Origin of the sequence: Hymenobacter crusticola (assembly GCF_002154225.1) — a bacterium.
Lineage (GTDB): Bacteria > Bacteroidota > Bacteroidia > Cytophagales > Hymenobacteraceae > Hymenobacter > Hymenobacter crusticola.
Genome location: NZ_MTSE01000015.1, coordinates 16,863 through 30,497, shown reverse-complemented (window position 1 = coordinate 30,497; position 13,635 = coordinate 16,863). Strand labels below are relative to the sequence as shown.

The following is a 13,635-nucleotide window of genomic DNA, read 5'->3' as shown; positions in this document are numbered from 1 at the left end:
AAAGCACAAGAGTCAATCTACAAAATGAAGCATTTATCTCGCTCTATTGCGGCCAGCCTGGCCAAAGCACCTGTAGCAATACCAGAGGAAAAGCTGTTCGAGCTGCCCGAGAAAGTCATACAGTTTGGCACTGGTGTGCTGCTGCGCGGCTTGCCTGATTTCTTGATCGATAAAGCCAACCGCCAAGGCATATTCAATGGCCGCATCGTGGTGGTGAAGTCAACGGATGGAGGTGACATCGAAGCGTTCAACCGGCAGGATGGCCTATATACGGTATGCGTCCGCGGTGTTGAAGATGGTCAAACAGTAGACGAGAACGTAGTATGCTCAGCCATTAGCCGGGTACTGTCAGCGAAAAGTCAGTGGGAGGAAATTCTGAAGTGCGCTGCCAATCCGGAACTGCAGGTAGTTCTTTCTAACACGACAGAGGTAGGCATTCAACTGGTGCCCGATGATATCCGGCAGTCGCCGCCTCAGTCATTCCCAGGTAAGCTATTGGCTTTCCTGTACGCGCGTTTTCAAGCGTTCAATGGCGACAAATCGAAGGGGCTAGTGATTGTACCAACGGAGCTAATTCCAGATAACGGCAGCAAACTGGAGGCGATCCTGCTAGAGCTAGCGCACCGCAATGGCCTTGAAAGCGAGTTCATGGATTGGCTGGAAGCGGCGAATACCTGCTGCAACTCCTTAGTTGATCGGATCGTACCCGGCCGCCCCGACGAGGCTACCTATCGCGGTATCACGGAGCAGCTAGGTTACGAAGATGATTTGCTCACCATGTCAGAAGCTTTTCTACTATGGGCTATTCAGGGCGACGAGCGGGTGAAATCCATTCTGTCGTTTCATGAGGTAGATAAGGGCATTGTCATTCAGCCTGATATTAACCTGTTCCGCGAGTTGAAGCTCCGCCTTCTTAACGGCACGCATACTCTGAGCTGTGGCTTGGCCTATCTGAGCGGCTTCGAAACGGTGCGTTCGGCAATGGAAAACGATACGGTGGGTACTTTTATCAGCAACCTGATGTTAGCTGATTTGCTACCCGGCATTCCATATCCAGTAGACGAAAAAGTAGCCCAGCGTTTTGGTTTGCAAGTCATGGACCGCTTTCGTAATCCCTTCATGGAACACCGCTGGCTAGCCATTACCATGCAGTACACCGCGAAGATGCAGATGCGCAACATTCCTACGTTGATGCATTATTACAAGCGCTTTAATGCTGTGCCAGAGTGCATGGCCCTAGGTTTTGCTGCCTATTTGCTGTTCATGAAAGGCACTGAACAACGTGATGCTACTTGGTATGGCCAAGCCAATGGGGGTGAGTATGTCATTCAGGATGATAAGGCTGCCTACTTTGCTGACATTTGGGCAAACCATGAAGCAGAGGAATTAGTCAATACGGTGTTGTCCAACCAGTCGCTATGGGGACACGATTTGACCCAGTTGCCTGACTTTGCGAAGCAAGTGAGTGACTATTTACAAAAGATGCTGGAAAATGGCGCTTACCCAACAGTAGCTGCTTATTTCAATAAAACGACGCTCGTAAAATAGATGAAGCATTTAGTAGCCAAAATCCATCCCGACGACAACGTACTGGTGGCATTAACCGATTTGCCAATTGGAACACCAGTAACGTGGGATGGTACAACCGTAACAACCACGGAAAAAATACCCGCTAAGCATAAGTTAGCTTTACAAGCCCTACAGCCTGGCGACTCTATTACCATGTATGGTGTGCTTGTTGGTAAGGCCCGGCATACCATTCAGTTAGGTGGCCTGCTCACGACGGCTAACATCCAGCATGCTACTAACAGCTACGACGAGCACCAAGAGAAGCGCCGGAGCTGGAATGCACCAAATGTAGATTACTGGCAGGAGCAGACTTTTATGGGCTTTCACCGCTCCGATGGACGCGTGGGTACGGCCAACTACTGGTTGGTCGTTCCGCTGGTATTCTGCGAAAACCGCAACATTCAGGTCTTGGAAGAAGCCTTGGTCAATGACCTAGGTTACGCTCGCCGCAAGAGCTACCAGCCGCAGACGCAGGAGCTTATCTCGCTTATGCAATCGGGCAAGACAGTAGAAGAAATTCTGGCTACCGATCTGCGCAGCGCAGACAACGCGGCTGCTCGGCCTCGACTGTTCCCCAATGTGGATGGCATTCGTTTCCTTTCGCATGAAGGTGGCTGCGGCGGTATCCGCCAAGATGCACAGTCATTGTGTGGGCTACTTGCTGGCTATATCACGCACCCCAACGTAGCAGGTGCTACGGTGCTTAGCCTAGGTTGCCAGAACGCCCAGGTGAGCATGCTGCAAGATGAAATCAACAAGCGTAGCCCTAACTTCGACAAGCCACTCTACATTTTGGAGCAGCAGAAGATAGGCACCGAAGAGGCACTTGTAAGCCAGGCCTTGCGCCAAACGTTTGCTGGTCTAATGATAGCTGACAAAAGTGAGCGTCAACCGGCGCCACTCAGCAAACTGACAATTGGTTTGGAGTGCGGTGGCTCGGATGGCTTCTCAGGTATTTCAGCCAACCCAGCTGTGGGGCATGTGTCCGATTTGATGGTTGCCCTAGGTGGTTCCGTGATTTTGGCAGAGTTCCCCGAATTGTGCGGGGTAGAGCAGGAGCTAGTAGACCGTAGCGTCGACAGCGAAACGGCCGAGCGTTTCAGCAGCCTCATGAAGGCGTATGGCGACAGCGCCATTGCTGTTGGTTCGGGCTTCGATATGAACCCTTCACCTGGTAACATTCGTGACGGCCTCATTACCGATGCCATGAAATCGGCCGGAGCTGCCCGCAAAGGTGGTTCCTCACCCGTAGTAGCTGTGCTCGACTATCCGGAACTAGTTACGAAGCCCGGCTTGAACCTGCTGTGCACCCCCGGCAACGACGTTGAGTCGACAACGGCCGAGGTAGGCTCAGGTGCTAACCTAGTGCTATTCACCACTGGCCTAGGTACGCCCACGGGTAACCCGATTGTGCCCGTAGTGAAGATTTCGAGCAACACGGCGCTAGCGAAGCGCATGCCCGATATCATCGACGTGAATACTGGTACTGTTATCGACGGCGAAGAAACCATCGAGCAGGCTGGGCAGCGGATCCTGGAATACGTGGTACGGGTTGCCAGTGGGGAAGAGGTAAGCGCCGTGCGCCACGGACAAACTGACTTTATTCCTTGGAAACGGGGAGTCTCGTTGTAATATCCCAGCTTTAAATAGCCACATTGCAGGAGACTACGGGGAAGCAATTTCCGCGCAAGCTCCTACCTTTCCGAACTAGTGCGAAGGAGGAGCTTCGCCCCTAATTTTACCAATTATGAAGAAGCCTTTTTTGAACGAGGACTTCCTGCTGCAGACCGATACGGCCCAGCAACTCTACCATGAGTTTGCTAAGCAGATGCCCATCATCGATTATCACTGCCACCTTCCTCCCGACCAAATTGCCCAAGACAAGCAGTTCGAGAACCTAACGCAGATTTGGCTCTACGGCGACCACTACAAGTGGCGCGCCATGCGTGCCAACGGGGTAGACGAACGCTGTATTACCGGCGACGCTTCCGATTGGGAGAAATTTGAGAAGTGGGCGGAGACAGTACCGTATACCATGCGGAATCCGCTTTACCATTGGACGCACTTGGAGTTACAGCGCTACTTCGGCATCACAGAGCTGCTAGATGGCAGCAGCGCCCGTCGCATCTATGATGCCTGCAATGAGAAGCTTCGTACGCCAGAATATTCAGTGCGCAACCTGCTGCTGAAGATGAAGGTGGAAACCGTCTGCACGACCGACGATCCAGCCGATTCGTTGGAGCACCACCACGCTATTGCTGCTGAGCCATTTGGCATTCGGGTACTACCAACGTTCCGCCCTGACAAGGCTATGGCGGTAGAAGACCCTGCCGTTTACAATACTTACTTAGATAAGCTAGCTGCCTCAGCTAGCGTAGAAATCCATACGTACGGCAACTTATTAACTGCCTTACAACGCCGCCACGACTACTTTGCGAAGCTAGGTTGCCGTTTGTCGGACCACGGCTTAGAGCAGATCTACGCCGTTGACTACACCGACGAAGAAGTTATTGACATCTTCGCCAAGATTCGTGGCGGTCAGGCCCTGACGCACGACGAAGTTCTGAAGTTTAAGTCGGCCATCCTCATTGCTTTGGCCGAAATGGACTGGGACAAGGGCTGGACGCAACAGTTTCACCTAGGTGCTCTGCGCAACAACAACTCGCGCGCACTACGGCAGCTAGGCCCCGATACTGGCTGGGACTCTATCGGTGATTTCCCCCAGAGCCGTGCCCTTTCGACTTTCCTCGACCGCCTCGATTCGCAGGATCGGCTTGCCAAAACGATCATTTATAACCTGAACCCTGCTGATAATGACTTGATAGCTACCATGATTGGTAACTTCAACGACGGCTCAGTGGCGGGTAAGGTTCAATTTGGTTCCGGCTGGTGGTTCCTCGACCAGAAGCTAGGCATGGAGAATCAGATAAATTCTCTTTCGAATATGGGTCTGCTGAGCCGGTTTGTGGGCATGCTCACCGATTCGCGCAGCTTCCTTTCCTATCCCCGCCATGAGTATTTCCGCCGGGTGCTGTGCAACCTCTTCGGTACCGACGTGGAAAACGGCGAGCTACCCGACGACCTAGCTTGGATCGGTCAGATTATCCAGAACATTTCTTACGGCAATGCCAAGGCCTACTTTGGTTTCGAGAATGAAGCAAGTGGTAACGTTCGGCGAAATCATGATGCGGCTATCGCCACCGCTGAATTACCGATTCATACAAACGGATAGTCTTGAAATAACTTATGGTGGCGGCGACGCCAACGTAGCGGCATCGTTGGCGCGGCTGGGTATCCCGGCCGCCCACGTTACTTGCTTTCCTGATAATGAGCTAGGTCAGGCTGCGGCGCAGTCCTTCCAACGGCTCGGGGTTGACATGTCGCACACGGTGTTTCGTGGTGAACGACTAGGTCTTTACTTTCTGGAAGTAGGGGCTTCGATGCGAGCTAGTAAGATCGTATATGACCGCTTCAACTCGGCCTTCGCGAACCTACAACCCGAGTGGCTCAATTGGGAAGAAATTTTGAAAGATGCCCAGTGGTTTCACTGGACGGGTATCACGGCAGCGGTATCAGCCACAGCAGCACAAGCCTGCCGCGACGCAATTAAGGTGGCGCGCCGCTTAGGTATCACCGTTTCGGCAGACGTGAATTACCGCCGCAACTTATGGCAGTACGGCCAGAAGGCACAGGACGTAATGCCCGAATTGGTAGAAGGCTGCGATGTGATTGTATGCACGGAGGGCGATGCTGACGATTTGTTCGGTATCAAACCCGAAGCTGATACTTCAAATCGGTTCGAGTCAGTTGCAAAGCAGCTGGTACAACGTTTTCCGCAGGTACAGAAAGTAATTGCTACCAATCGTGAAACGCTTAGCGCCTCGCACAATCGATTGACGGGCATCATGTTCAACGGCCAGGAGTACATCGAAACGCAGGCGTACGACATTGTCCCGATTGTCGATCGAATTGGGGGAGGAGATGCTTTTATTGCTGGGTTTATCTATGGTTCGCTAACTTACCCCACTGAGCAGGCAGCCCTCACCTTTGCAGTTGCTGCCTCGGCGCTCAAACATACCATTCATGGCGACGTCAACTTAGCGACTGTTGCCGAAGTGGAGCAAGTAGTTGGAGGAGATACCTCCGGCCGCTTACTGCGCTAATGTTCTAACAAACTAATTACATGGCTCGATTTTCCGCTGCTGACGCCCTTTCCACTGTTCTGCAGTACCCTATAGTACCAGTATTCTATCATGCAGATGTGGTGTATGCAAAACGCATCGTGCAAGCTTGTTACGCAGGTGGTCTTCGGGTGTTTGAATTCACGAACCGAGGAGGCAATGCCTTCGACGTTTTCTCGGAATTGCAATCGTTTGTTGCCGAGCAATGCCCGGACATGTTGCTAGGTATTGGCACCATCTACAAAGCCGAGGATGCCGAGCGTTTCATTGCGGCTGGTGCTGACTTCGTAGTGCAGCCCGTAGCAACTGCTGAGGTAGCTACTGTGTGCAAACAGCACAACATTCCGTGGATGCCTGGCACCATGACGCCGACTGAGATTTATAATGCGACGCAGCTGGGCGCCGCAGTCGTTAAAATCTTCCCTGGCAACATGGTTGGACCTAGCTATATCAAAGCATTGCGCGGCCCCATGCCCGACGTCACGCTGATGGTAACAGGCGGTGTAGAGCCCACGAACGAGAGCCTAGCGGATTGGTTTGGTGCTGGTGTTAATGCAGTGGGTATGGGTTCGCAACTTTTCAAGAATGCGGACGATACGGAGGCTCTGAGCGCTAGCATTGCTAAGCTCCTGCAATTCGTGAATACGCTGAAAAAATAACGCTGCACGTAGGTAGCCGTCGGCGTTCAAGCTGGGGCTAGCTTCGCTGTAAGTCCCGCTCACTCATTTGACCGATCGACTTTGATGACTCCATCCACGCCTGTCGCAACGACATCTTCTACTATCGGCAAATACCGCTGGACGATCTGTTCGCTGGTATTTTTCGCTACTACGGTCAACTACCTCGATAGGGCTGTTATCTCTTTGCTAAAGCCGTACCTCGAAACGGAGTTTCACTGGAATTCGGGGGATTACGCTAACATTGAAATAGCTTTTAAGCTAGCCTATTCGATAGGTATGTTGGGCGTAGGCCGAATCATTGATAAGCTCGGTACCAAGATGGGGTATGCCATGTCGACGTTCCTGTGGAGCTTGTCGGCAATTGGTCACGCTTTCGTGAGTAGCACGTTTGGCTTTGGGGTGGCACGGGCATTCCTAGGTATCACAGAAGCTGGCAACTTTCCGGCGGCTATCAAAACCACGGCTGAGTGGTTTCCGCAGAAAGAAAGAGCACTAGCCACAGGCATCTTCAACTCCGGCTCCAACGTGGGAGCTATCATCGCTCCACTAACGGTGCCGCTGATTGCTGAAACGATTGGTTGGCAATGGGCTTTCATTATCACGGGTGCCCTAGGTTTCGTGTGGCTTATTCTGTGGTTCGTTTACTATGAAGTTCCGGCGCGTCATGCTAAGCTCACCGAAGCCGAGTTCAAGTATATACACAGCGATGTAGACGACTTAGCAGCAGCATCGATCGAGACAAAGCCAAAAGTTTCGTGGTTCAGGCTATTGAGCTATCGACAGACCTGGGCTTTCGTGATAGGCAAATTCATCACGGATCCTATCTGGTGGTTCTACCTGTTCTGGTTGCCCGACTTTCTGAATAAGCAATACGGTCTTAAAGGTACTGACATCGCCATGCCCGTAGCGCTGGTATACGTGTTGTCCAGCATTGGAAGCGTTGGAGGTGGTTGGATTCCCTTGAATTTCATCCGGAATGGGTGGCCAGCGTTCAAGGCCCGCAAAACGTCGATGTTGCTCATTGCCTTGTGCGTGTTCCCAATTGTGTTCGCGCAGTACTTAGGTCAGATTAATATGTGGCTGGCAGTAATTGTAATTGGTATTGCCGCTGCCGCGCACCAAGCTTGGAGTGCCAACATCTTCACGACGGTATCCGATATGTTCCCTAATCGGACTGTCGCTTCGGTGACGGGCATCGGGGGTATGGCTGGGGGCCTAGGTGGTATCCTGCTGTCGGCGCTGGTGCAGAAACGCATGTTTGTATACTATGAGAGCATCAACCAACTCGACAAGGCTTACTTCATCATGTTCCTGATATGTGGTGGGGCCTACTTAGTCGCTTGGCTCATCATGCACTTCCTCGTGCCCCGCATGAAGCCCATCAACTTAGACGAGGCATAAGTAACTCGTTGGTTTTCCTTTGCTTTTCCAAAAATGAAAAAACTGTCGTTGCTGCTGGTGATGCTATTGCTTGCGCTACCAGCCCTTACCATCGCCCAAACCAAAAAAGATCAAATGGCCGTCAAAGAGGTAGAAGCCCTAGAACGTCAACGGTTCGACGCACAGGTAAAAAAGGATTACCCCGTTCTGGAAAAGTTATTTGGCGAAGACCTCGTCTACACGCACTCCGACGGGCACCAAGATACCAAGACGAGCTATATCCAGTCGATTCGCGACGGCAAAAGCCAGTACGAGAAGATTGATATTGAAGCGCTGAACGTACGTTCTTATAATGACGGCAACACCGCCGTGGTGAATGGCACTATTGTTATCACCTCGCCTCCAAAGCCTGATGGCCAACCTAACCTAGCTCGGCTGAAGTATGTGGTCGTGCAGATTAAGGACACGAAAAAGGGCTGGCAAGTGGTGCTTTGGCAGTCACAAAAACAAACAAAATAAGCCAGCGCAAACACGCTCTGCTTGTCTGAGCACAGCAAGATAAACGGGCCTCGCGCGCAGTGTAATCGAAATCGGACACTGCACGCGAGGTCCTTCTTTTTCCAAGAAGAAGTTGAACTAACGCATACAATCTCCCTCATGAGTACGAATCCTGACAATATCTTGGCCCAGCCAGTAGGCACTACCCTGGAGCGTTATATTATGCGAAAGCAAAGCGAGTTTGCTTTCGCCACGGGCGAGTTGTCGCAGTTGCTTCGTGATATAGCGCTGGCTGGCAAAATCATCAACCGCGAAGTAAACCGCGCCGGTTTGTCGGAATTGAAGGGAGCTTTTGGGACCGAAAACATCCAAGGTGAGCAGCAGCAAAAGCTAGATGTAGTTGCCAATATCCGTTTTATCCGGGCGCTTAAAAACGGAGGACAAGCGTGCGCGGTGTTATCAGAAGAAGAGGATGAAATTATCCAAACGGGTAACAACCAGGGCAAATACGTCGTCGCCATGGATCCGCTGGATGGGTCGGCTAACATCGACGTAAACGTGCCGATCGGAACGATCTTCTCTATTTACCGGCGCGTGTCGCCGGTAGGCACCCCGGCCACACGCGAGGATTTTTTGCAAGGCGGTCGGAAGCAAGTAGCGGCCGGTTATGTGTTGTATGGCTCCAGCACCATGCTCGTGTACACGACTGGCCACGGCGTGGTTGGCTTTACTTATGAACACTCTTTAGGCGAATTTTTCTTGTCACATCCTGAGTTACGCATTCCGCAGGACGGCAAGATTTTCTCGTGCAACGAAGGGCACTGGTTCGATTACCCGGAGTTTGTGCGTACCTACTTAATGGAGTGTAAGCGCAAAGGCTATAACGGACGCTATGTAGGGTCTCTGGTTGCTGATTATCACCGGAGCTTGCTGATGGGAGGCATCTATATGTATCCGCCCACTGAAAAGAAGCCACAAGGAAAATTACGCCTGTTGTATGAGTGCTATCCGCTGGCGTTTATCATTGAGCAGGCCGGTGGTGCTGCCGTCGCAGGCGCCGACAATACCGCTGTGCTGGATATAGTGCCTACCGACTGCCACCAGCGCAGCCCTCTTTTTATCGGCTCGTCGCACATGGTAGAAAAGATCGTAGCAGGAGCTACTGAGAAGGCCGCAACTACCGTGAAGGTCTCTTAAATTATTATAACATACTAGGTACCAACAAGAAGAGGCATCCGCCGTGGACGCCTCTTCTTGTTGGTACCTAGGTCGAGCCTGCTAGCTAGATTTTCTCTGGGAGTAGCGTAGAGTCTTCGAAATTGCCGAGGATCGGTTTATCACCTTCCGTTACAGCTTCCACCAGAAGGGCGCCACCTACGAATGCACCCTTCCACGATTCGCCCAGACCACCAAATACCTCCTCCCGGTCGCCGCGGGAACGGAGCTTGTTGATGCCGACTTTGAAGGCACGGATTTCCTTAGCGGTGCGGCTTGCTAGGTGTGTATCATCACTAGCCAAGGCCGACACGAGGGCTCCGTTAGAGATGTTCATCTCGCCCACCAGTTCTTCCACACGGTCGACCAAGACAATTGAATCGATGGGGCCGAAAGGCTCCTTGAAGTATAGCTCGCTCTGGCGTGGCAGGTTTACTAAGGCGCGAGGTGCCACATACGACCACCGATTTTGGCCAGGTAGGAACAGACTGTCGTCGAGCTTGCCTTCCAATAGGGGAGTGGCGCCAGTTTTCAACGCATTCTCGTACAGGCGGTTAAGGTCGGCGGCCTGGTTGGAGTTGATAACCGGACCAAAAGCTAGGTCCGGTAGTGCATCAGTGGGGTTATCCACTAGTGTGGGGTTACCCACCTTCAGCGTGTGGATAACATTCCAGTACGTCTCTAAAAACTGCGGAAACAAATCGCGCTGCACTACAAAGCGCACGTAAGCGGTGCAACGTTGTTTGCCGTAGTCGTAGCCTTTCTTGAGCTGATCCGCCAGGGTGCTCCAATCGGAGAAGTTCCAGATGCCATACGTGTTCACGCCTTCCATCTCCAGCATGTAGCGCTTGTGTTTCGACGCCAAAGCATCGGCGATGTTGCGGCCATTGTAGCGGCCTCCTACAAAGCTGAGGCAATCCACATGGTCGTCCTTCACTAGAACATCGCTTAGCTCGCCCCCGGGGCCACTTACAAGCGTAACGGGCAACCCACTCCGACGAGCTAGGGCAAATGCCAAACTCAACGAAATGAAGCCACCATCCGTTGGGGTTTTCGCAATGACTGAGTTGCCGCACAGAATCTGCACAAGCACCGCGTGCATCAGCACCGACATGGGGTAGTTCCAGGAGGCAATGTTGCTCACTAGCCCAAGCGGCTTGCGCTTATCCAACATGCCTTCAATGTTGTCCACGTACCACTGCACACCGTCGATACAACGGTCGATGTCGGTAAAACCTAGCTTGTAGGTTTTGCCAATTTCCCAGATGAGCAGCTTGCCAATAAGTTCTACGTGCTTACGTAATAGGTCCAAGCACTCCTGCACGCGTAGCTTGCGCTCGTCTAGGTCGGTAGCGGCCCAGGTGGCGGCTTCGCCTTTGGCCGCCCGCACAGCGCGCAGAGCTGTATCGCGGTTCAGCATGGGTAAGCCACCGAGTACTGTGCCATCGACCGGCGAGATGAACTCGCGCGGCGTACCCGAACATTGCCATTGACCTTCTAGGAGGTTCAGAAAACGACCCTGCTGGTCAAAAATCTCAGGGGCAATCTGCTTTACCTGCGCCAGCAGGCCAAAAAACTCAACTTGAGGAGAAATGATTTTAGGCATGAAAAGGAGGTCGTTGTGGGCAAGCTGATACGATGGGACCAAGATAGGCCAGGGTTTGCTAATATTTCGCACTCCTAGCTACTCAATCTAGTCTTAGTCTGATGCCAACCCGCAGCGTACGCGAGCTAGCTCTTAAATACACCTACTACTTCAATCTGACCATAGATATTGCGGTTGAACTCGGCTATCTCTTCCGCGGGCACCCAAAGCTCCTCGTGGTGCCGGTCGCCTACATTTTGTACCGGAAACTGGGCAGCATAATCTGCGTCGATGGCAAAGCGCAATACGTAGCCGACGCCGTAGTAGGGCACGTTCCAGTCCCGAGCTATTTGCGCCGCATACTCTTCGTTAAGTACCGGATAAAAAATGGGTTGCTCTGGTAAGCGCGGCGGAAAAGCTAGCCATCCGGAAGCCGCTATAAGATCTAGCTCCTGCTGATTAACGGGTCGATAGAGTAGGAGGGTAGCCGATTCGTGGCGCATGGGACAAACCTAAACCTAGGTTGATGAACTTGAAGAGGGGCTAGGTTCAAAACTCGTGCAAGCGTTGCGCGATGTTCCAGCGCAGCGCCAGCGTTGCAAACACCTCGTTCGTCTTGGCCGTAGTAGGCAACGCGGACGTTTGGTGACGCGCAATGAGCTTGGCATCGAGCCACACGCTGTGTCGCACTTGGTAAGTAGCCGTAAAATCTGTGTGGAGCAGGCGGGTTTTGTTGCCGTCGCCCACGCGGAAGCCGTACTCAAGAACGTTTCCGTTTGCGTCGGTGGGGCGCACTGTGTAGGGTAAGAGCACATTACCGCCGTAGTTGAGCAGGGTATTGTTAGCACCTAGGTAGTCGGTGCCCTGCACGGTATAAATTCCTTTGGCAACCAAATTCAACCGCGGCAGCACCGACGGCTGATAGCTGATGATGCCTAGCAGTTCGTAAAGATTAGCACCCATGGGGTGAGCCAACGGTTGCTGGTAATGCTGGTAGTTGCGAAACCGGTCTTCGTGCTGATACGTGTACGGGCGGATGTAGCTGAACTCACCTTGAATATCGAGGTTCGAAATACCCGCTACATCCAGCAGTTTGCCTCCTAGCTGCACGGCCTGCTTGTTCGCCCACCAGCCATTGCCCGAGCGAATCTCGCTCAATACGAACTCATCTAGTATTAGCTGCCCGTATAGCTGTGCTCGGTGCTTGATGTTCCATTTGAAATCTAGCCCCAAGATGGCGTTGTCTTCTGAGCCAATATGCTGCTCGATAGCGCGGTAGAAGATAATAGGGTTCAAGTATTGCAATTCGAAATTGCCTTTACGCCGTGAAAAGACTTCCGATTCAAATACGCCAATATTAAAGTTGGGCGTAACGTCGAGGCTCAGATGATGCAGCGCAAAGTATTTCTTCTGGAATACGGTATCTGGCGTCACCCCGCGCTCGGTGTACTTACCACTAGCCGTCATTTCGGCGAAGAGGTTTTGGTAGTTCAATTTCCAGATGCGGGTGTTCAGCTTCAGGAAAAAATAGGGCGCGCTATAATCAGATAAAATTAAGGAGCGATACCCATTGCCAATAATATTCCGATCATGGCCAAGCTGCACGTTGATATGCTTGGTTGCTGCATACGTGACGTAGCCGCGCGCTGAGAAGAAGTCGTATTGGTCAGTTTTCCCTTTAAAGGGTTTCCAGTACCCTTCGTGCGGCACAGCCCGGTCACGGTCGATGCGGCGCTGTACGTAGCCTGGCACAGCCATCTGGTTGTCGGCCAGGAAGGTGTAAAAACCGAGGCGCTGATCAATGACGCCTTCCACTTGTATGCCCCGCGTATTCACGTAGCGTAAGCCGCCAAGCTCATTATCCTTACCAGCTTGCAGCAAAAGCACTGGGTTGACACGCAGCGTAAAATCGGGCGTAGCGACGTGGAATAAATCGGACTGATTTCGGTAGAAGTTCTTCAGGATCGGCCGGCGGCTTTGGTTCTGGCCTAGGGCTGAATCTTGGGGCGTATAGTGCCAGTTGTCACGTAGCAAGTACCTGGCATTAAAGCGGTCGGCCGCCGACAAGCTAGCTCCGGCCGTGCTATCATGGACTATGCGTTGGGCCAGCCGGGCCACACTAACCCGCGAGTACGGCCGCACGGAGGTATGCGGATCATTGAGCGTATCTGGGCCATACTTGATAGCGTAGCGGTCGATGAGCCGGTATACGTCCTGGTCGAGCGGGACGTAGGTGGCGCCCTGGGTTGTTTTAGGAGCTGGTGTAGGGTTCTTCGGCGCAGCTTTGTCAAACACTAGCCACGTGGGGCCATCGGCAGGAGTCGTTTGTGCGATGGCACGCCCCGTTAATAGACCTAGGGTGCTAACAATCAGTAAGGATTTTCTCATAAGGTAGGTAGAACGCCGCAGGCTGGGTGGTAGTACAGCACAGTTGTACAAACCTACGCAGTTGTGGTGGAGTGCACACGAGAAGACAGTAGAAGAACACACGTAGCAGCTTGTCAGAGCGCACGTCTTACTTTTAAGA

11 protein-coding genes are annotated in these 13,635 nt (G+C 52.4%); 8 read left to right on the top strand and 3 right to left on the bottom strand.

Annotated elements, in window-relative coordinates; all coding sequences use genetic code 11:
* Positions 1-24: 24 nt before the first annotated feature.
* The 8 genes from BXP70_RS21180 (at position 25) to fbp (ending at position 9,505) form a co-directional block, all read left to right on the top strand.
* A complete protein-coding gene (locus BXP70_RS21180) occupies positions 25-1,548 on the top strand; it encodes a tagaturonate reductase (RefSeq protein ID WP_086596195.1) in 1,524 nt (507 codons plus the stop codon).
* Positions 1,549-3,201, top strand: a complete 1,653-nt coding sequence (locus BXP70_RS21175) for a UxaA family hydrolase (protein WP_086596126.1) — start codon at positions 1,549-1,551, stop codon at positions 3,199-3,201. It begins immediately after the preceding gene.
* 115 nt (positions 3,202-3,316) lie between these two features.
* Positions 3,317-4,801 carry a glucuronate isomerase gene (gene uxaC / locus BXP70_RS21170; protein WP_086596125.1) on the top strand — a complete coding sequence of 495 codons (1,485 nt, stop codon included), beginning with the start codon at positions 3,317-3,319 and terminating at the stop codon, positions 4,799-4,801.
* A complete protein-coding gene (locus tag BXP70_RS21165; protein ID WP_086596124.1) occupies positions 4,722-5,732 on the top strand; it encodes a sugar kinase in 1,011 nt (336 codons plus the stop codon). The genes uxaC and BXP70_RS21165 overlap by 80 nt, the downstream gene beginning before the upstream one ends.
* Before the next feature lie 20 nt (positions 5,733-5,752).
* Positions 5,753-6,409, top strand: coding sequence for a beta/alpha barrel domain-containing protein (locus BXP70_RS21160; RefSeq protein ID WP_086596123.1), 657 nt, complete (start codon positions 5,753-5,755; stop codon positions 6,407-6,409).
* An 84-nt stretch (positions 6,410-6,493) separates the two neighbouring features.
* On the top strand, positions 6,494-7,831 hold the full coding sequence (locus BXP70_RS21155; RefSeq protein WP_086596122.1) for an MFS transporter: 1,338 nt from the start codon (positions 6,494-6,496) through the stop codon (positions 7,829-7,831).
* Between the two features lie 33 nt (positions 7,832-7,864).
* A complete protein-coding gene (locus BXP70_RS21150; RefSeq protein ID WP_245849705.1) occupies positions 7,865-8,329 on the top strand; it encodes a nuclear transport factor 2 family protein in 465 nt (154 codons plus the stop codon).
* Positions 8,330-8,467: 138 nt separating this feature from the next.
* On the top strand, positions 8,468-9,505 hold the full coding sequence (gene fbp, locus BXP70_RS21145; protein ID WP_086596121.1) for a class 1 fructose-bisphosphatase: 1,038 nt from the start codon (positions 8,468-8,470) through the stop codon (positions 9,503-9,505).
* 85 nt (positions 9,506-9,590) lie between these two features.
* Here fbp and BXP70_RS21140 read toward each other — a convergent pair whose 3' ends face one another.
* The 3 genes from BXP70_RS21140 to BXP70_RS21130 form a co-directional block, all read right to left on the bottom strand.
* Positions 9,591-11,129 carry an aldehyde dehydrogenase family protein gene (locus tag BXP70_RS21140; RefSeq protein ID WP_086596120.1) on the bottom strand — a complete coding sequence of 513 codons (1,539 nt, stop codon included), beginning with the start codon at positions 11,127-11,129 and terminating at the stop codon, positions 9,591-9,593.
* Positions 11,130-11,254: 125 nt separating this feature from the next.
* Positions 11,255-11,611, bottom strand: a complete 357-nt coding sequence (locus BXP70_RS21135; protein ID WP_086596119.1) for an ADP-ribosylation/crystallin J1 — start codon at positions 11,609-11,611, stop codon at positions 11,255-11,257.
* A gap of 46 nt (positions 11,612-11,657) precedes the next feature.
* On the bottom strand, positions 11,658-13,496 hold the full coding sequence (locus BXP70_RS21130; protein ID WP_086596118.1) for a hypothetical protein: 1,839 nt from the start codon (positions 13,494-13,496) through the stop codon (positions 11,658-11,660).
* Positions 13,497-13,635 lie beyond the last annotated feature (139 nt).